This is a genomic window from Pseudomonas sp. Nvir (assembly GCF_963778085.1).
GTDB classification, from domain to species: domain Bacteria; phylum Pseudomonadota; class Gammaproteobacteria; order Pseudomonadales; family Pseudomonadaceae; genus Aquipseudomonas; species Aquipseudomonas juntendi.
The window spans coordinates 4261832-4280727 of the sequence record NZ_OY970405.1; the positions used below are offsets into that span (position 1 = coordinate 4261832).

20 protein-coding genes and 1 pseudogene are annotated in these 18896 nt (G+C 58.1%); 10 read left to right on the top strand and 11 right to left on the bottom strand.

The genetic code is table 11. The annotated features are described in order from the left end of the window. Positions 1–6 precede the first annotated feature (6 nt). Both AACG97_RS20500 and AACG97_RS20505 read left to right on the top strand, forming a co-directional pair. The gene (locus tag AACG97_RS20500) at positions 7–1200 is read left to right on the top strand and encodes an MFS transporter (RefSeq protein ID WP_110679949.1); all 1194 of its coding nucleotides are present in this window, start codon (positions 7–9) and stop codon (positions 1198–1200) included. Positions 1201–1373: 173 nt separating this feature from the next. Further along, a complete protein-coding gene (locus tag AACG97_RS20505; protein WP_232554932.1) occupies positions 1374–3506 on the top strand; it encodes a TonB-dependent siderophore receptor in 2133 nt (710 codons plus the stop codon). Between the two features lie 299 nt (positions 3507–3805). On the opposite strand, the gene AACG97_RS20510 is transcribed toward AACG97_RS20505, so the two are convergent. The 3 genes from AACG97_RS20510 to AACG97_RS20520 form a co-directional block, all read right to left on the bottom strand. Next, positions 3806–4956 (bottom strand): IS3 family transposase gene (locus AACG97_RS20510; protein ID WP_182275479.1). Its coding sequence is split into 2 segments (ribosomal slippage): positions 3806–4722 and positions 4722–4956, totalling 1152 coding nucleotides; the frame shifts between segments, so codons are not numbered across the junction. 180 nt (positions 4957–5136) lie between these two features. Further along, a complete protein-coding gene (locus AACG97_RS20515; RefSeq protein ID WP_232555145.1) occupies positions 5137–6123 on the bottom strand; it encodes an ATP-binding protein in 987 nt (328 codons plus the stop codon). Next, positions 6051–7343 carry a PAS domain-containing protein gene (locus AACG97_RS20520; RefSeq protein WP_009682381.1) on the bottom strand — a complete coding sequence of 431 codons (1293 nt, stop codon included), beginning with the start codon at positions 7341–7343 and terminating at the stop codon, positions 6051–6053. The genes AACG97_RS20515 and AACG97_RS20520 overlap by 73 nt, the downstream gene beginning before the upstream one ends. 160 nt (positions 7344–7503) lie before the next feature. On the opposite strand from AACG97_RS20520, the gene AACG97_RS20525 reads away from it, so the two are divergent. Next, positions 7504–7884, top strand: a complete 381-nt coding sequence (locus AACG97_RS20525) for an NUDIX domain-containing protein (protein WP_009682380.1) — start codon at positions 7504–7506, stop codon at positions 7882–7884. A 105-nt stretch (positions 7885–7989) separates the two neighbouring features. Here AACG97_RS20525 and AACG97_RS20530 read toward each other — a convergent pair whose 3' ends face one another. Beyond that, the gene (locus tag AACG97_RS20530) at positions 7990–8280 is read right to left on the bottom strand and encodes a hypothetical protein (RefSeq protein ID WP_084728222.1); all 291 of its coding nucleotides are present in this window, start codon (positions 8278–8280) and stop codon (positions 7990–7992) included. A 388-nt stretch (positions 8281–8668) separates the two neighbouring features. On the opposite strand from AACG97_RS20530, the pseudogene AACG97_RS20535 reads away from it, so the two are divergent. Next, positions 8669–8826 (top strand): annotated as a pseudogene (locus tag AACG97_RS20535) (IS5/IS1182 family transposase); the annotation flags it as partial. On the opposite strand, the gene AACG97_RS20540 reads toward AACG97_RS20535, so the two are convergent. Then, positions 8826–9296 carry a hypothetical protein gene (locus tag AACG97_RS20540; RefSeq protein ID WP_033690299.1) on the bottom strand — a complete coding sequence of 157 codons (471 nt, stop codon included), beginning with the start codon at positions 9294–9296 and terminating at the stop codon, positions 8826–8828. The pseudogene AACG97_RS20535 and the gene AACG97_RS20540 sit on opposite strands and share 1 nt — an antisense overlap. A gap of 201 nt (positions 9297–9497) precedes the next feature. Here AACG97_RS20540 and AACG97_RS20545 point away from each other — a divergent pair, with 201 nt between their 5' ends. Further along, positions 9498–10700 (top strand): zinc-dependent alcohol dehydrogenase, encoded by a 1203-nt coding sequence (locus AACG97_RS20545; RefSeq protein WP_033690300.1) that lies wholly within the window; start codon positions 9498–9500, stop codon positions 10698–10700. A 13-nt stretch (positions 10701–10713) separates the two neighbouring features. Next, on the top strand, positions 10714–10947 hold the full coding sequence (locus tag AACG97_RS20550) for a PLDc N-terminal domain-containing protein (RefSeq protein ID WP_009682376.1): 234 nt from the start codon (positions 10714–10716) through the stop codon (positions 10945–10947). 234 nt (positions 10948–11181) lie between these two features. Here AACG97_RS20550 and AACG97_RS20555 read toward each other — a convergent pair whose 3' ends face one another. After that, entirely contained in the window at positions 11182–11484 is a 303-nt protein-coding gene (locus tag AACG97_RS20555) for a hypothetical protein (protein WP_009682375.1), read from the bottom strand. 420 nt (positions 11485–11904) lie between these two features. Between AACG97_RS20555 and AACG97_RS20560 the strand changes: the two genes are divergently transcribed. Continuing rightward, entirely contained in the window at positions 11905–12123 is a 219-nt protein-coding gene (locus AACG97_RS20560) for a general stress protein (RefSeq protein ID WP_004573951.1), read from the top strand. A gap of 59 nt (positions 12124–12182) precedes the next feature. Here the strand turns inward: AACG97_RS20560 and AACG97_RS20565 are convergent, their stop codons facing one another. Then, entirely contained in the window at positions 12183–13526 is a 1344-nt protein-coding gene (locus tag AACG97_RS20565; RefSeq protein ID WP_047150242.1) for a cation:proton antiporter, read from the bottom strand. 165 nt (positions 13527–13691) lie between these two features. Between AACG97_RS20565 and AACG97_RS20570 the strand changes: the two genes are divergently transcribed. Next, entirely contained in the window at positions 13692–14108 is a 417-nt protein-coding gene (locus AACG97_RS20570) for a low affinity iron permease family protein (protein WP_009682371.1), read from the top strand. Here the strand turns inward: AACG97_RS20570 and AACG97_RS20575 are convergent. Next, complete coding sequence (locus tag AACG97_RS20575) at positions 14105–14539, bottom strand: response regulator (protein WP_033690298.1); 435 nt, start codon at positions 14537–14539, stop codon at positions 14105–14107. The genes AACG97_RS20570 and AACG97_RS20575 overlap by 4 nt on opposite strands. Positions 14540–14675: 136 nt before the next feature. Between AACG97_RS20575 and AACG97_RS20580 the strand changes: the two genes are divergently transcribed. Further along, positions 14676–15838 (top strand): IS3 family transposase gene (locus AACG97_RS20580; RefSeq protein ID WP_085982910.1). Its coding sequence is split into 2 segments (ribosomal slippage): positions 14676–14931 and positions 14931–15838, totalling 1164 coding nucleotides; the frame shifts between segments, so codons are not numbered across the junction. A gap of 3 nt (positions 15839–15841) precedes the next feature. Here AACG97_RS20580 and AACG97_RS20585 read toward each other — a convergent pair. From AACG97_RS20585 to AACG97_RS20595, 3 genes are all read right to left on the bottom strand, one after another. Further along, positions 15842–16117 (bottom strand): DUF6555 family protein, encoded by a 276-nt coding sequence (locus AACG97_RS20585; protein ID WP_318782747.1) that lies wholly within the window; start codon positions 16115–16117, stop codon positions 15842–15844. A gap of 107 nt (positions 16118–16224) precedes the next feature. Continuing rightward, the gene (locus tag AACG97_RS20590; RefSeq protein ID WP_009684119.1) at positions 16225–17280 is read right to left on the bottom strand and encodes a peptidase M42; all 1056 of its coding nucleotides are present in this window, start codon (positions 17278–17280) and stop codon (positions 16225–16227) included. A gap of 24 nt (positions 17281–17304) precedes the next feature. Beyond that, complete coding sequence (locus AACG97_RS20595) at positions 17305–17829, bottom strand: hypothetical protein (protein ID WP_009684118.1); 525 nt, start codon at positions 17827–17829, stop codon at positions 17305–17307. A 196-nt stretch (positions 17830–18025) separates the two neighbouring features. Between AACG97_RS20595 and AACG97_RS20600 the strand changes: the two genes are divergently transcribed. Further along, positions 18026–18883 (top strand): SDR family oxidoreductase, encoded by an 858-nt coding sequence (locus AACG97_RS20600; protein WP_009684117.1) that lies wholly within the window; start codon positions 18026–18028, stop codon positions 18881–18883. Positions 18884–18896: the final 13 nt, after the last annotated feature.

Consider the following 18896-nt stretch of genomic DNA (forward strand, 5'->3'; position numbering starts at 1 on the left):
AAACACATGCCCGCCCCTACTCTCAGCCGCACCCTGATCCTGCTGATGGCCACCGCCACCGGCCTGGCCGTGGCCAGCAACTACTATGCCCAGCCGCTGTTGCACAGCATTGCCCAGCAATTCGGCCTGAGCACCGCCAGCGCCGGCAGCATCGTGATTGCCGCGCAGCTCAGCTATGGCGCCGGCCTGTTGCTGCTGGCACCGCTAGGCGACCTGTTCGAGCAGCGTCGGCTGATCACCGTGATGACCGTCATCGCCACCCTCGGCCTGGTCATCAGCGCCTGTGCCCCTGGCCTGCCATGGCTGATCCTCGGTACGGCGTTGACCGGCCTGTTCTCGGTAGTGGCACAAATTCTGGTGCCCATGGCTGCCTCGCTGAGCGAGCCGCAGCAGCGCGGCCGTGCGGTCGGCACACTGATGAGCGGGCTGCTGCTGGGCATTCTGCTGGCGCGCACCGCGGCCGGCTTCATGGCCGAACTGGGCGGCTGGCGCAGCATCTATGTGCTGGCCGCCGTGCTGATGGCGATCACCGCCGTGGCGCTGTACCGCAGCCTGCCGCAACACCACAGCCATGCCGGGCTGAAGTACCCGGCGCTGATCGGCTCGGTGTTCCGCCTGTTCCTGGAAGAGCCGGTACTGCGCCTGCGCTCGCTGCTGGGCCTGCTGGCATTCAGCCTGTTCGCCCTGTTCTGGACACCGTTGGCATTCCTGCTGGCAAACCCTCCTTACCATTATTCAGATGCGGTGATCGGCCTGTTCGGCCTGGCGGGTGCAGCCGGTGCACTGTCGGCCAACTGGGCCGGGCGCCTGGCCGACCGGGGCAAGGGCCAGCTGGGCACCACCGTGGGCCTGGTGGTACTGCTGCTGTCGTGGGTGCCGCTGGGGTTTGCCCAACAGTCACTGCTGGCCTTGCTGCTGGGCGTGCTGATGCTCGACCTGGCGGTGCAACTGGTCCACGTGAGCAACCAGAACGCCGTGATCGCCCTGCGGCCCGAAGCGCGTACCCGGCTCAACGCCGGGTATATCACCTGCTACTTCATTGGCGGGGCGCTAGGCTCTTTGTTAGGCACGCAGCTGTACCAGCGCCAAGGCTGGCTGGGCATCGTCGCGGCAGGGTTGGTCATCGGCGCCCTGGCATTGCTGGCATGGCTGCTTGCCGCGCGTAAAACCGAAGCTCGCACCTCCGCCGGGGCGGCCTAGGCGCCTGTTACAGGCAGCGATACCTGGTCGACAATCGACGGCAACTGGCGCCAGCACAACGGCCAGGCGCATCTGCCTGACAGCGTGGCGCAACGCGTGAATCGTCTTGGGGTCAAGGCGGCTGGTAAGATGCCGCCTTTTTGCCGGCCTGTCGCGCCTTCAGGAGCCCCCGCATGCCCCCGCGTCCTCCCCGCCTGCCCCTGAGCCTGCTCGGCCTGGGCCTGGCCTTGCAGTGCCCTGTCGTGCTCGCCCAGGGCAGCGTGCTGCTGGCCCCGGTGCAGGTCGTCGATACCTACGCCAACGACGGCTACCAGGCCAGCGAGGCTGCAGTGGGTGGCTTCCAGCCCGCCCCTCTGCTCGACACCCCGGCTTCGATCAGTGTGTTCAGCCAGCCACTGCTGGAAGACCGCCAGGTGCGCATGCTCAGCCAGGTGCTGCAAAGCGACGCGTCGGTTGGCGAAAGCTATGCCCCCATCGGTTACTACGAAAACTTCAATGTGCGGGGCTTTGCGCTGAACGCGGCCAGCAGCTACCGCATCAACGGCCAGACCATCGCCGGCGAACAGAGCGTGGCCCTGGAGAACAAGCAGCAGGTGGAACTGCTCAAGGGGCTGTCCGGGCTTCAGAGCGGCGTAGCGGCCCCCGGCGGCTTGATCAACTACGTGACCAAGCGCGCTGAAGCGGTGCGCAGCCTTACGCTGTCGACCAACGAACAGGGCGAGCGCTACCTGGCCACCGACCTTGGCGGCTGGTTTGGCAGCGAACAGCAGTTCGGCCTGCGCGCCAACCTGGCCCATGAAGACCTGCGCTCGTACGTCGACCATGCTGATGGCCAGCGCGACTTCGCCTCGCTGGCCTTCGACTGGCAGATCAGCCCCGACGCCACCCTGCAGCTGGACGCTGAATACCAGCACCGCGAACAGCGCTCGGTGCCCGGTTACCAGTTGCTCGGCGGCAGCGCATTGCCGCACGGCATCGACCCGGATGATCGGCTGGCCTACCAGCACTGGGCAAAGCCGGTGCAGACCGACTCGCTGAACCTGAGCGGGCGCTTCGAGTACCGCTTCAACGACAACTGGACCGGCACCCTGAGCGCTTCGCGCAGCAAAGTGGTGATCGATGACTACAGTGCGTTTGCCTGGGGCTCGAGTGAAGGCGCGTACTTCGGCAGCACGGGTGATTACGACATCTACGACTACCGCAGCCCAGACGACACCCGCCGCACCGACGAGGCCCAGGCCTTGCTCACCGGGCGCTTCGATGGCTTGGGGGTGGGCCACGAACTGACCGTGGGCAGCAGCGCCCAGCGGCGTACGCTGGACCAGCGCCCGTATTACAACGCGTGGCTGGGTACCGGCAACATCGACACCGGGGCCCCGGCTTTCGAGCCGTCCGACCAGCCGCTTGGCGCCAGCCAGCGCCGCCTGGACAGCCGCCAGTACGGCCTGTTCGTCAGCGACAGCATCCGTTTCAACGAGCATTGGCAAACCGTGCTGGGTGCCCGTGAGGTACGCCTGGACGAACAGACCTGGGACGAGACCGGCGTTGCCGGGCGCCATACCCGCCAATACCAGCTGCTGCCCAATGCTGCGCTCATCTACAAGCCGCAGCCGGAGACCACCGTGTATGCCAGCTACGCCAAGGGGTTGTCTGCTGGCGGGACGGCGCCCTGGTTCGCCAGCAACGCCGCCGAAATCCTCGCGCCGACAACGTCACACCAGCTGGAGCTGGGCCTCAAGCACGACTGGCAGGCGCTGAGCCTCAGCGCCGCGCTGTTTCAGATTCGCCAGGCCTACCAGTATGCGCGCCCCGACGGCGCCGGCAGCTTCACTTACGTGCCGCAAGGCCAGCAGAAGAACATCGGCCTGGAACTGGGTGCCAGCGGCTGGCTGACCCGCAGGCTGCAGGTGCAAGCCAGCGCAGCGGCCATTCGGGCGCGGGTGCAGGACAGCGGCACGCCCGACTATGAAGGGCACCAGGCGATCAACGTGCCACGCTTGCGCGCAGCCCTGCACGCCGAATACACCCTGCCGGTCGCAGGGCTGGCGTTGCTGGGCGGCGCACGCTACAGCGCCAGCAAGTATGCGAGCCAGGCGGGGAATGTGGCGGTTGGTGGGTACACGGTATTCGATGTAGGCAGCCGCTACCGCACGCGGGTCGGCGGGTATGACACTGTCCTGCGGCTGACGGTGGACAACCTGTTCGACAAGCGTTACTGGCGTGATGTGGGCGACTACCTGGGGGACAACTACCTGTTCCAGGGCGCGCCGCGCACTGCCCGGCTGTCAGCTTCGGTCAGCTTCTGATATTCAGGGCCGCTTGCGGCCCATCGCCGGCATGCCCGCTGCCACAGGGGCTGTGCAGCCGGCCCTGTGGGCCTTGAAACAAAAAGCCCCCGGGCTGTTCAGCGCGGGGGCTTTTCGTAGAATGTGGCGGTGAAGAAGGGATTTGAACCCTGTAAGGTTCCTTCCCAGGCCGCTCCAGACCGCTAAATTCGGGAGGAGGCCCTGAAATAAATGGTCTGCAGCGGCCCAAACCGGCCTGGGTTTTGTACTAATTTTGTCCTAAACCTCAGGTCACCTACTCATGAATCGCCCCTGGTTTCCTAGACACTCTCCAAGCTCAGGAAATAGCGTTTCTCATATTCTATTGGAGACAGCTGCATAGCACTGCTGTGTCGGCGTTTAGGGTTATAGAACATTTCGATGTAATCGAAAATATCACTTCGGGCTTCTTCACGGGTTGTGTAGATCTTTCGTCGGATTCGCTCCCGCTTCAAAAGCTGGAAAAAGCTCTCGGCTACGGCATTGTCGTGGCAGTTTCCCCGCCGGCTCATGCTGCTGATTACATTGTTAGCCTTCAAGAAGCTTTGCCAATCTGAGCTACTGAACTGACTACCTTGATCTGAGTGAATCATCACTTGCTGCTGTGGCTTGCGTCGCCACACAGCCATCAACATTGCGTCGATAGCCAGGTCGCTGCACATCCTTGGCTTCATTGACCAACCAATTACTTGGCGTGAGAACAGATCCAGCACTACCGCCAGATAGAGCCATCCTTCATAGGTGCGGATGTAAGTGATATCTGTCACCCAGACCTTGTTCGGCTCACTGACCTTGAACTGCCGCGCGAGGTGGTTGGGCGAGGCCACTGTTGGTTTTCCACCGTAAAACCCTGGACGCCGCCGATAGCCCGTTTGCGAACGCAGCCCCTCCGCCTGCATCAAGCGCCCGACTCGATTTCGTCCGCATTCCTCTCCCAGCTCACGTAGGTCATCGTGAATTTTGCGGTAGCCGTATACACCTCCGCTTTCTAGCCAAGCGTGTTTGATCAAGCCAAGCAGACGTTGATCTTCTTTTGCTCGGGCAGATTGAGGCTCGGCCAGCCAGGCGTAGTAGCCGCTGGGGTGCACCTTGAGGGTTTGGCAAAGGCGCCGCACCGGGTAATCAGTCGAGTGCTTCTTGATGAAGGCGTACTTCAGCCGCACTCCTTGGCAAAGTACGCGGCGGCCTTTTTTAAGATGTCTCGCTCTTCCGTCACGCGCTTGAGTTCAGCGCGCAGCTTGCGCAGTTCGGCCTGCTGATCGTCGTCTTGCTGACGCTGCTCTTGGGGCTTGCTGTAGACCTTGATCCAGGCGTAAAGGCTATGCACGGACACGCCCAGGCGCTGGGCGACATCGGCGACGGGTTTGCCTTTCTCGGTCACTTGCTTGACCGCTTCGATCTTGAATTCTTCGGGGTAACGCTGACGACTCATGGCACCTCCTATTTGGGCCTCATTATGAGGCTTGGAGGTGTCTACGAAACCAGGGGCGATTCAATGGTAGTGAATAATCCTGCGTCGCTGCCTGCCTGAGCATGGGCTGGGTCAGTGGAAAATCACTGTCCAAATGCTCGTGGAATCAGTGTCCAAGTGACCGTGGAATGAGTGTCCAAGTCAGCGTGGAATCACTGTCCAAGTGTTCGTGGAATGGGTGTCCAAGTGCGCGTGGAATCCGCAGCCGCCTGACTGCAGTACGAAACCGTGCACCATGGAGAGCCCTAATCCGGTGCCCTGGCCCTGCGGCTTGGTGGTGAAGAACGGGTCAAATATCCGCTTGATGTTCTCTTGGGAGATTCCGCTTCCAGAGTCAGTAACAGATATAGCGATGTATTCTCCAGCAGGTAGGTCGGCACGAGTTGCCATCAGGTCGTTGAGCTCGATTGTCTGCGTGGTGATGGAGATCGCACCACGACCCTCGGGCATCGCATCACGAGCGTTGATCGCCAAGTTGAGCAGCGAACTCTCCAACTGGGCGGGGTCAATCCGGGCCAACCCAAGATTCGGCTCTAGCTGCGTGATGACCGTAATGGCCGGCCCAACCGAGCGGTTGATCAGGTCGACCAGATCGCCGATGAGTACATTGATGTCCGTAGGGTGAGGATCAAGCGTCTGCCGTCGCGAGAATGCGAGCAGGCGCTGGGTCAGCGACGCTGCTCGCTTGGCGCTTACTTGAATACCCTCAAGCAGGCGCTCGGTACCCTCCCACTTACCCTGTTTCAATCGTCGGGACAGCAGATCAGCGCTTCCCAGTATCGCTGCCAGAATATTGTTGAAGTCGTGGGCAATTCCGCCCGTCAACTGCCCCAGCGCTTCCATTTTCTGCGCCTGACGCAGGGCTTCGTTCGCCTCCGAGAGCTCGTCTGTGCGTTGAGCGACCCGCTCTTCCAAGGTGGCCTTGGCATGCTGCACCTGGCGATAAAGTTGCGCGTTGTCGATAGCCACTGCGGCCTGGGCGGCAAGGGCAACTACCAGCCGTTCATGCCGCTCTGTAAATTTTCCCGGTTCGGGATGACCAAAAAACAGCCCCCCTAAGACATCGCCTGTTCTCGATACGACTGAAATTGCGAGGTAACTGCGCACTGGCAAATGCCCTTTGGGCATCCCACGATGCGGCTCGAATTGGCCGTAGCGAGGGTCGGCCAGGATGTCCAAGGATCGAACGACGCCCTCGTTTCGAAACGTGGGTGCAAATACGGGGTGGCGCGAGGATGGCCCAATTTTTCGAAGACCGAGCGTTCAGCTCCCGACAACGTATACAGTCTCAGATGCGCGCCGCTCTCGTCGACCTCATTGGCAAAGTACGAGCCATAAGCTGCCCCTGTAAGCGATGTTGCCGCATCCGTGAGGTCTTGCACGATCCGCTCAAGATCGAGGTCACTGGCGAACGCCGCGTTGATATCTCGGAGGATCTCAAGCGTTCGGCTTTCCTCTCGGAGCGCCCGCTCGGTTTCCACTCGCTTGGTAACGTCAAAACCCTCGCAAAAAATACCGGTCACACCCCCTGTATCGTCGAAGACTGGCTCATAGACGAAATCCAGATAACGAGTTTCAACTATCCCTGATTCACAGAGCAGCGAGATAGGCGTGCCTGTAGCAACGAACCGCTCGCCCGACTTGAACACCTCATCCAGCCAGGAGAAATAACCCTGCTCTTCAAGATCAGGGAACATCTCTTGTACAGAGCGGTTGAGGTAATCTCGATCACCAAAGCTACGCCTGAAAGCCTCATTGACGAATTCGAAAATGTGATCGGGCCCTCTGAGAATGGTGATGAACCCAGGCGCCTGTTCGAACATGCGACGATCTCGACCTAGGGTAATGTGCGAGGGCACTGGTTCCAGAACTGACGGCTGTACTTCTTGCCCTTGCACCAGGACAGCAACGATGTGTCCCTCTGGGGCTCGCAAAGGACTCAGGCTGAACGCCCACGGCTTTTCACGATCCAGGCGAACCGGAAACTCCGAATCGGAGAGTAACAGCAGGCTTGCCTTTTCCATGACAGCATCGAGCTGCAAACTGACCCGTCCCCAAACTGCCACCCAGACCTCATGCGCAGGCTTACCCAACCCCCCGGGATGACGACGCCCCATGACAGGAATCCAAGTGTCGTTGTAGAGCAGCGTTCTGTGGGCGCCCCAAAGAATTGCAGTTGGCAGATCTGAGCCAAGCAAGAAGCCTACTGCTTGCTGCAGCGGAACCGGCCAATGCCCAGGGTCACCTAGGTTGGTACCAGCCCAGTCCACTTGCCGCATCTGGGTGGCAATCTGTCCGTCGTGCGTCACGACCGATTCGATTGCTGAACGCTGATCACCGCAAGTCATATGAAAATCATCACCGGGGAAGGCCTATAACTCTAACGCAGGATCATCGTATTGGCGTGCTTATCTGACAAAACCCGCAGGGTGTGAGGGGTCATGCCAACGCTTAGCATGAACTTTCACCGTGATTTTCAGGCCTTCCGTACACAGAGGAGGGCTTACCATGACCAGCCTACGAGAAATGCATTCCACCGTGATCTGCTTGCAGAAAGGAAAGATCCTGTTAGTCCGCAAGGAAGCTCCCGAATGGTCACTGCCAGGCGGCAAAATCGATCCTGGAGAAGGACATGTTGATGCGGCAAAGCGAGAGCTGAAGGAGGAGACAAACCTGCCATTCAACGACGCTCAGTTCCTAGGTCATTACGTCTTTGATGACGAAGAGCACTATCTCTACAAGATGTCCGTTGAAACCTCGGTGCTGCCTAGCGCAGGTCACGAAATTATGGAATGCCGGTGGTTCAGCGGGCATGAATTGACGGGGATCATATTGAAGCCCACCAACATAAAACTGCTGGAGCGAGAGGGCTTGATCTTTCACGGGTAACGAAGCGCTCTGATGCTGCCCTGTCTCGTTCCGAGATGAATAGCTGTGGTTTGTAAAGGCGGTGGCCGCTGCCCCTGACGCGAAGCGACCACCCAAAGCCGAAGTTTAAGCCACCTGTTTTACGGCAGGTCGCTGATCTGTAGCAAGACGCCTTGCCCGCCCTACCCCCCAAGCCAGAGCTCGGGTCATTGATTCTCCGGGTCGCGAATCGAAGGCTTCTTCGTGTAATGCCATCCCAGAACAAGCGTACACGCCGATAAACATTTGAGTCTGACCGGTGCGCGAAAGCCTGACCTGAACGTCGATTGTAGTGCCATCGTCCAGCTCTTCGTCATGAGTCCGGTGATGAAGCGCTGGATCAGCCCAATTCCAAAAAACCTCACCGCGAATACGCATGTCGCCCTCCTTCGACTTTGGTTTCATACAGAATTCCTACCATAGCAAACAGGGAGGGCTATTCAATGACAGCGAAGGCTAGATGCTGGCTACCTGACAAGTGGACTCGATTCTTATACGTGCTCGATTTTTTGCATAAGAAATCTACCGCTCACGAAGCACGTCGAACTGGGGATGTCAGATATTCATTGTCGGAGTTTCTCCGATCGGGGATCAGAAGGCAGAGAGATGGATAATGGACGCAGGCATTAACCCGGTGAGCTGATCTCGCGTCGCAGGGCGGCTCAAACAGCGTGGGACAGCAGCTACGGATTCTCCGATCAAGTCAGCACAGACAAACTCGACATGTGCTGAAAAGTCCGCCATTCAGCCCCAGCAAGCCTTCCCCATGAGTCAGATGAGCTTCTCCGATTACGAGTACACCGGTAAGCGCAAACAGACCCGCCGTAAGCGTTTCCTGGCCGAAATGGAGCAGGTCGTGTCGTGGAGAGGGTGGTCGCGTTGTTCGAACCGCACTATCCAAAGGCCGGAGGTGGTCGTAAGCCTTAGCGGCTGCCCAGACGCTTGCCGATCAGCCCTTCATTTTCATCCGGCAGGCGCTGTTCATCAGGGCATCGACATCCTCGGTGAAGTCCTCGGAGAACCTCAGTGTCGGGTCGATGGGGTAAGGCCTGAATCTTCCTGCTCGACTGCTTACGATTTCCAGACGGCTCAGGTGACGCGTCGAAATCGCGCATCCGGTTGTATTTTTCAAGGCTGGAGACATCGGCATTGGATGGCGCATCGGGCTCGATGACGGCCTTGCCCAAAATCACCTCAACGAAGTTGGCCAGGGTTTTGAGCTGGGCCTTGGCTTCAGCACTGAGGATCTGTACGGCCATGGTTTCACGCAGATCCGGGAGTGCTTCGCCAGCCTCCAATGCCACCGCGTCTGTCAGAGCTTGTACCTGCGCAAGCACCTCAGGACGGGAGGCAGCGAACACCATGAATGCCAACATCGTGTCGTACTTCGCCACGCCCTCGCTTAATCAGCCTGGCTCTTTCGCACGGGCTCAAGATAGTTCGATACCGGTGTGACCAGGATTGTTCAGCTGGAGATGGTGGGCATCGAGAATCAGTTTAAGTACCACCGGACATGTTGGTCTGAACTTTGCCATCTGTCATGGCTTCCTCTGCATACCTATCACGGAAATATGCTGCTGCAGGAGCTGACACCCATGAGAGCACTGACCTACCACGGAGCAAACGACGTCAGGGTCGATAATGTCCCTGATCCCATCATCGAGCAAGAAGACGACATCATCCTCAGGGTCACCGCCACAGCGATATGCGGCTCCGACTTGCATCTTTATCGAGGCAAAATTCCAGAAACCGAAGCTGGCGATATCTTCGGACATGAGTTTATGGGCATCGTCGAGGACACCGGCAGTGCCGTTACCAATCTCCAGATCGGCGATCGCGTAGTAATTCCATTCGTGATTGCTTGCGGCAGCTGTTTCTTCTGCCAGCACGATCTGTTTGCTGCTTGTGAAACCACCAACACAGGTCGTGGTGCGATCATCAACAAGAAAGGCATTCCGCCGGGCGCCGCTTTGTTCGGATACAGCCATCTCTATGGCGGTATCCCTGGCGGCCAAGCGGACTACGTCAGGGTGCCCAAGGGCAATGTCGGCCCGTTCAAAGTGCCCACCAACCTGGGCGATGACAAGGTGCTGTTCCTCTCGGACATTCTGCCCACCGCCTGGCAGGCAGTCATCAATGCCGAAATCGGCCAGGGTTCGTCAGTAGCGATCTATGGCGCCGGGCCAGTGGGCTTGCTAAGCGCCGCCTGTGCTCGAATGCTTGGCGCTCAGACCATCTTCATGGTCGATGATAATGACTACCGCCTGGCCTATGCCCAAGAGGCCTACGGAGTCATAGCCATCAACTTCGAGCGGGACGACGATCCTGCAGACAGCATCATCCGCCAGACGCCAGGCATGCGCGGCGTCGATGCGGTGATCGATGCGGTCGGTTTCGAGGCCAAAGGTAGCACTGCCGAAACGGTAATGACGGCGTTGAAGATCGAAGGCAGTAGTGGCAAGGCGCTGCGCCAGAGCATTGCTGCGGTTCGACGCGGTGGGGTTGTCAGCGTGCCGGGTGTGTACGCTGGTTTCATCCACGCCTTCATGTTCGGCGATGCCTTCGACAAGGGGCTTACCTTCAAGATGGGCCAGACCCATGTGCAGAAATACCTGCCCGAACTGCTGCAGCACATCGAAGCAGGTCGCCTGCAACCGGAACTGATCGTCACTCACCGCCTGGCCCTCGAAGAAGCGCCCATGGGCTACAAGATGTTCGATCAGAAGCAGGACGACTGCCGCAAGGTCATCCTCGTGCCAGGCGCAGCGGCGGGCACCTTGGGCCCTGACTACGTGTAAAGGAGGCAAGCGCATGAACGGTCTCGCCAGCTACTTCTGGATTGCCGTGGCGGCAATCCTTCTACTCATCGATCTGTGGGCCATCGTCAGCATCTTCAGAAGCGACAAGTCAGATGCAGTCAAAGCAGCCTGGGCCCTGCTGATCTTGGCATTACCGCTGGTTGGCCTGGGAATCTGGGGCGTTGCAGGCCCGCGAGGTATCAAACGAGGCACTGGCCCCACTTCTGACGAGCACAGCAAAGGCTGACATTTCTGAGCGCCATCTACAGAGGTTTGCAAGATGATCGATCAAGCGACAGGCATGAAATCAGGTGAACGTTATCGCGTGGGAAACGTGGAGCGGGCACATCAGTTTCCAGGCTTCTTTCAAGACGGGAAGTATTACCTCGGCCCTGAGCGTCTCCTTGTAGGTTTCACAATCACACATTCATAACGCAGGGATAACTAGAGGTGGTCTGCGTACCGAGGAGTGGGCGTGATTTCATTGCGAGATCACGTTCCATCCCTCCTCTGCTGACGAACTCGTGAAATTACCCGGGCGATAATCCTCCCCAGCTACCGCTCTCAGGTAAGCAGCATCAGCCTCCAGACGAAGATCACGCCATTCCTGCCAGGAGATAAACCCTCGACGATCCATCTCATCGGCCTGGCGAAGCAACTCCTCGTGATAGTCGTCCGGGGAGTCCATGCGCAATGCCCTGTCTTCAAGCAGCCGATACCAGATCACCAAACAGTTGAGCTTCAGCAATTGGGCGGCGGAGAGGTTTTTCTCGAACTTTCGCATGAGGAGACCTCACAGGCTGATGGAGGGTTGAGTCACGAAGATTGCAGAGGTTCAGTAGAGCGGTGTCAGCGGCATGGATGTGTCTAGGTGGTCGTCCCGTTATAGATCCGCTCACGGATGGGAATGGATGACACTAACTCAAGTTGGAGTGAATTTCTTGAAACGCTAAAGATGTTGTAGTGATGGCATGCTGCTACGTCTTGCTGGAAGGCGGCAAAGATCTGGATGTCCCTCCCTTCCCGCAGCCGCATAATCCTTCCAAAACATTCGCGAACAAAGCTTGATGACGCCAAAGACGACTGCACCGGTTCTTTCGCGCAACCCGTCGGCCTGGGCCAAAACCCACGGAGTAAATACCCCGCGCCCCGACGTCCGAGTTGAACACAGACTTTCCTGTGTGACGACATGAGGTGAAAGATCATGGCTAACAACCAAACCAATCGTGGCCATCAAGGTGGTACTGCTCAGAACAATCCTGGCAATTTTGCCAATGATCGCGAGAAAGCGTCGGAGGCGGGTCGCAAAGGCGGGCAGAGCTCAGGCGGCAACTTTGCCAACGACCGTGAGCGTGCCTCCGAGGCGGGCCGTAAAGGCGGGCAGAACAGCCACGGCGGCGGTCGCGGTAGCGAAAACCGCTAACTGGCGGTGATTCAGTGCCAGGGCGATAGCTGCCCTGGCACTTTTCTGTTGAACAGCCATCAGGAAACCCTGTCCTTCCACGCTTCGTATCTCGCAAGGAGCGGCTGGACACTCAACCCATGCAGCAGAATGCTCAACGCCACCACTGACAGCACCAGGTTGATGCTCTGCGCGGCCGAGGTGGGAAGCAGTCCATGATTGAGGGCATAGAACAGGTAGTAGAAGCTGCCGATACCTCGGATGCCAAACCACCCTAAAAGTCCGCGTTGGCGGATATCTAGCATTCCTCGAGCAGGGAACAGCAGGATACTGATGGGGCGAATGACAAAAAACAAAGCGCCGGCAATCAGCACTGCACGCCAGTCCCAATGCTCAATGAGCACTACCCCGAGCATGGTCACCAGAAATACTTCCATTGCCCGCTCAATCAGGCTACCGAAAGCCAGCATGTCACCCAACATGATCCCCGCTGCTACCTGCGAGTCGTCGAGCCCTTTCACATCGCCTTTGACGGCTAGCTCCGGCGCAACGTGCTGATGATCAACCACAGGCTGTACCAGATGTTCAGCAGCCGGCTCTTCTGGGCTATTGGCGGTCTGAACCTCCGCCTGCCGTAAGCCCAGGCCCGCAGCGAACACCGCGAGGAACCCGTAAGCCTGTATCGACTCGGCGCTCACGTAAGCCAACGCAATCAGGGCAAGGGCCAGATAGTCATTGGGCGACACGTTGCTGTCGTCGTTGCGCAGACGCAAGAACAGCGAGAGCTTGCCCAGTCCACGCCCCATCCAGTAGCCAAGCAACAGGCCTGCTGTTACTGCCCACAGCATGTCCTTGAGCAACCATTCACTGAGCCAGGCCTGGTCATTGTCCTGTTGCAGGAACAGGCCGAGGATGACGAATGGAAACGCCACACCGTCGTTAAGCCCTGCCTCACCCGACAAGCTGAAACGGACAAGATCATCGTCCCGGGCATCAACCACCTGCACCAATGTTGCGAGCACGGGGTCAGTGGGTGCGAGGATCGCCGCGATCAGTAGCGAGACTCCCCACCCCAAGCTCAGGCCGTAATGCAGCACCAGCGTTACCCCACTAATGCAGATCAACATCACCGGCCCCGCTAGAAAAAAGGCGGTGCACCATCGGCGATTGTGCAAGGGCAGGCGCAATTTCAACCCACTAAAGAACAGCGAAAACAATACCGCGACCTCTGTGAGGTGTTCCATCCACCCGCTCGACTTGCTCAAGTCCAACTGAAGAAAACCCAGCCCCGATGTACCCAGGCCAATACCCAAGGCAAGGCACACTACAGACGAGGTCACAGGGATCCAGCGCAGGTAGGAGGATGAGAGCGCGAGCAGTAGCAAGACTGCGCCCAGCATGGCGAACCAAACGATGAAGGTCATTTGCGCAGGAGCCTTGGGAAAGTTTGCAAGTATTTTTTTGACTTTCCGGCACGCCACGTCGTTCCGCTGCGCTTAGTGGACTCACCCAACACGCCGGGAAATGTAAAAAAAGATTTCGGCGCTCCTCTGCGGTCTAACCCCATAGATCGCAGTGGAGACTCCGTTATGAAATTCGCACAGTTCTGCCAATGGCTCGCCAACCATGCCGGTAAACCGAGCACCTTTTTAATCGCTGTGGTGTTGATTGCCATGTGGGCTGCATCCGGGCCCTGGTTTCACTACAACGATACCTGGCAACTCATCGTTAATACGTCGACCACTATCATCACGTTCCTGATGGTTTTCCTAATTCAAAACACCCAAAACCGGGACAACGACATCATCCACGTGAAGCTCGACGAACTGATCCGTGCGACGAAATCTGCAGAGCAATCGGTACTCGATCTCGAAGCGCTCGATAATCGAGAAATCCATAAACTTCGTAAGGAGTATCAGGCGATGGGCAGTGAATGCGCTCCCCACCACCAAGCTCCTCGTGAGCGGCACGCTGATGAAGCTGCTCGGGATGACCTGCAGCGCTAGCTATCTTTTTGGTCGAGCGGCGGGAAAGTTATGGGCACATTGGCAGCGTGAAGCGCCTGGTCGATAGCTGCTGTGAGTTCGTCTATCGACCATGGCTTGAACAGATAAGTGACGGGTGGTGTGACCTGGGACGCATCAAGCTGAAAGCCCGAAGTGAGAATAGCGGGTAGACCAGGCCACCTTTCGTGGGCCATGGAAATGAACTCCATACCTTTGATGCTCCCAGGAACTCCGTGATCGACAACGATCAGCGAACATTCGCTTTTGAGCCCCATCAGGTGAATCAAGGCATCTTCGGCGTTATCAAAAGCATCGCAGACGGCGCCCAACTCGATCAAAATATTCTCCAAGAGGGTCTGAAGCGTAGGGTCGTCTTCAATGACAACGACCACCTTTTCTGATAACGACAATCCCTCTACAGCGAGTTTCATCAGCCTCTCCAAGCCGTTGGAATGACTCAGCAGTGTTTCAATCATTCGGTACCCCGTCGATGGGAGCTAAAGTGTAGTGGTCTACTAACCCCGGACACCTTTTTAGGCGAAAATGGTCGCCACACAGAGGTGTTCGATGAGCAGACAACGACGTACTTTCACCCCCGAATTCAAGCGCGAGGCAGCCGGCCTGGTGCTCGACCAGGGCTATAGCCTTACTGAAGCCGCCCGGTCGCTCGACTTGGTTGAATCGGCGCTGCGCCGCTGGGTGAATCAACTCCAGTCAGAACGTGGCGGTGCTACGCCAACGAGCAAGGCGCTGACCCCCGAGCAGCAGAAGATCCAAGAGTTGGAAGCTCGGATCAACCGGCTGGAACGGGAGAAATCGATTTTAAAAAAGGCTACCGCGCTCTTGATGGCCGAGGAACACGAGCGCTCGCGTTGATTGATCAGCTCCGCCGCGAGGAGCCTGTCGAATTACTCTGCTCGGTGTTTGAAGTCACTCGCTCGTGTTACTACGCGCATTGCCATAAACGGCGATCTCCGGACGTTGCGCGACTGGCACTGCGCGTTCGGGTTAACGAGCTATTTACACAGAGCCGTAGTGCCGCAGGTAGTCGAACCATCATGTGCATGATGCGCCAAGAAGGCATTCAGATCGGCCGCTTCAAGGTGCGCAAGTTGATGCGCGAAATGAAGCTGATCAGTAAGCAACCGGGTTCACATGCCTACAAGAAGGCCACAGTAGAGCGCCCTGACATCCCGAACGTGCTGGAGCGCGCATTCGATGTTACGGCACCGAATCAAGTATGGTGCGGCGACATCACGTATGTGTGGGCTCAAGGCCAGTGGCACTATGTGGCGGCAGTTATCGACCTTTTTGCACGTCGCATGGTGGGTTGGGCGTTTTCACCCAAACCGGACAGCGAATTGGTCATCAAGGCGCTGGACATGGCGTACGAGCACCGCGGGCGGCCGCAGAATGTACTGTTTCACAGTGATCAGGGCAGCCAGTATGGCAGCCGAGCTTTTCGTCAGCGGTTGTGGCGTTACCGCTTCAAGCAAAGCATGAGCCGCAGAGGTAATTGCCTGGACAATGCGCCTATGGAGCGTTTGTTCCGCAGCCTGAAAACGGAGTGGGTGCCAAGTGTGGGCTACATGAGTGCTGCGCAGGCACAGCAGGACATCGGCAGGTTTCTGATGCAGCGCTACAACTGGGAGCGACCGCATCAGTTCAACGGTGGGTTACCTCCGGCGATTGCCGAGGAAAAACTTAATCCGGTGTCCGGGATTAGTTGACCACTACACCTGAGAATTTGCCGACATCGATAGGTTGCGGAACGAATGCGGGGCCCTCCCCCGCAGCCTCCACTTCACCTTGGCAACGCCGTAACGCTCAGCCATCGGGCGACTGACCAGTTTGATGTTCTGCTGACTGAAGCGCGGGATGATGCCCACGCCGGCGTCGCAACTGGCCCAGTGCCAGGCGACGCCTTTGTCGATTTTCTCCAGACGGATAATGAATGTTCGAGGCTCATTGTGAAGCTCATACTCAATAACATAGAGTTGCTGTCCCACCACCAGAATTCCCTCCCTAGTCATGCTCTATTGAGCAAAGCGGGAAAGAAATAATTCCATCGATCTGGCAGGTGGTAAGGCATTCTGTGCATTTGGGGGTCTCGGCGTTATTTGTCCTCACTGCCTGTAAGGAATACGAACAAGGTCTCAGCGCAGGCCGTAATCCCCTCCAGAAGCACCATCTCGAAGCCATGGGTATTCTCGGTCGGTATCGCAATGCAGCCGGCCCGGGCATCGATCCCCGCACTCAATACCGCGCTTGCATCCGACGCAAAATCAACGAGCAACGCCGCCTGAGGCTCATAACCTGCCTTTCTACCAGCGGCGATCAGGCCCTGCACCACGTTGCGGCTGTAGTATCCCTTCTGGTCGCCGGTATTGATGATCGGGTTCGCCGAAAGCTCCGTGCCATACTCCTCAAGTACCGGGCCGACCTCGACGGCGATTGTGGTGTCGCCGGGCAGCCGGGAAGCTGCATACATGGCGCCGGCATTCGACTCTTCCTCCAGCGTCGTAAGCACGAACCAGACATCCTGCTTCAGTTTTTCTCGCCGCTCACTCAGCAGCTTCGCGCAGAGAATGACAGCGCTCAGCGGAGCTCGGTCGTCCAGGAAGTGAGCGGCAATACAGTCATGTACCTTGAAAGGCTTACGCCAGTGCTGACTGAGCACGACTCGAGTACCAGGCCGAACGCCCAGCTCCTGAAGTTCTGACCTGGTCTTGCGCGTGACGACGTAGACATCTTTCCACTGAACATTACCTGCCAGCACGTCTCTTCCATTCGAAGTCCGACCGCTGTTGTGCATAGAGCCGTAGGACAAAACCCCTGGCAGGATGTGTTCATCGCCTAGGATATCGACGGGACAGACGCCGAAGCTTATCGGTTGTGCGCCACCGAGAGCGAGCACCTCCAGGGTGCCGTTCTCCAGCACATTTTTGACGATCATTGCGATCTCATCGAGGTGGGCCATAACGCGTATGGCTGCCTCTGGATTGCAAGCGCGGCCTCCACGAATCACCCCTACCACATTACCGGCAGGGTCTATGTGCGTGTCATCGCAGAAATTTCGAAGCTCCCGCAGGCAAATGGCCCGCACCTCATCCTCCTGCCCGCCAGGCCCACGGGCATTGAGGAGCTCGGTCAGTAATCCCTCAATCTTCAAACTAAACCTCCATGATTCACGCGATCACGCCAGCTGGATGTACACCGAGTAGCTACCCAATAGCACCCAGAACACCAGAAAGATCCACGGCGTCCGTAGTGAGAACAGCAATGACTTTCGATGCCCTGCACGCGAGGTTTCCGCCTCACAGAACAGCGGCGACTCGTCGTAAGCCAACCCCATCAACGGCTCGCTGCGCAGCAGGTGGCTCTGCTTGAGCTGCCAGTGATAGATGATGTTGTACGCCGCCCGGATGCCAGGCCAGGCGTTGAGCGAGCTCAGTACCCCGAGCAAGGCGAGGAACGCGGGCACGATCAGGGTGAACATCTCGCCCCATCCTTGATTGAGGTTGCCCATGGAGGAGACGAAGGCGATGACCAGGAATGACTGCGCGGCCAGGTAGGCATCCGTGCGGTTCGCCAGGATACTGGTTTCGTACTGGATCTCACGCCGGTAAAAATCCAGACGCTCCTTGGGAGAGCCAAACATCCTGGCATTGTGCTCGCTGATTTCGTGCTCAGGGGTCGTTGGGGTAATGATTCGAGGCACTCGCTGCTCCGCAAATTGGGCTCCGAGCGACGAGATGAGCTTGGAGCTGAGTTCGGTAGAGCCGGCGCTGGGGCAGGGAATTCAATTGGATTGATGTCCTGCACCGCTCGTCGTACCAACCGCAGATTGAAACCAACACGCGGAGGGCAGGCCTCTCGAACCGGTATGAACGTTCTCAACAACAGGAGCTTCTACCATGCGCGACTTCCCTACCCCACCCTTCCCTTCGCAGCCTCAAAATGTCCCTGGCTCACAGCGCAAGATGGAGCCCTACCCGGATTGTGGTGAGCAGTCGTATACCGGCCACAATCGACTCGAAGGCAAGATTGCCCTCATCACCGGGGCTGACAGCGGCATCGGGCGGGCAGTAGCAATTGCCTATGCCCGTGAAGGTGCAGACGTCGCCATCGCTTATCTGAATGAGCATGAAGACGCGCAAGAAACCGCGCGCTGGGTTGAGTCTGCAGGCCGTAAATGCCTGCTGTTGCCCGGAGATCTAGCGCAGAAACAACACTGCTACGACATCGTCGAAAAGACAGTCAGCCAGTTCGGGCGTATCGACATCCTGGTCAACAACGCGGCGTTCCAGATGTCCCACGAGACCCTGGAGGAAATCGACGATGATGAATGGGTGAAGACCTTCGATACCAACATCACCGCCATCTTCCGTATTTGCCAGGCGGCCCTGCCTTCCATGCCCAAGGGCAGTTCGATCATCAATACGAGCTCGGTCAATTCCGACGATCCATCCCCCAGCCTGCTGGCCTATGCCACGACCAAAGGAGCCATTGCCAACTTCACCGCTGGCCTGGCTCAGTTGCTAGGCAAGAAAGGTATTCGGGTCAACAGCGTTGCGCCAGGGCCTATCTGGACGCCTTTGATTCCGGCAACCATGCCGGATGAGGCCGTCAAGAACTTTGGCTCTAGCTACCCGATGGGGCGCCCGGGGCAGCCGGTCGAAGTCGCGCCGATCTACGTGCTGCTGGGCTCCGACGAGGCCAGTTACATCAGTGGCTCACGTTACGCAGTGACTGGCGGTAAACCGATCCTTTAGCAACAAAAGGCTC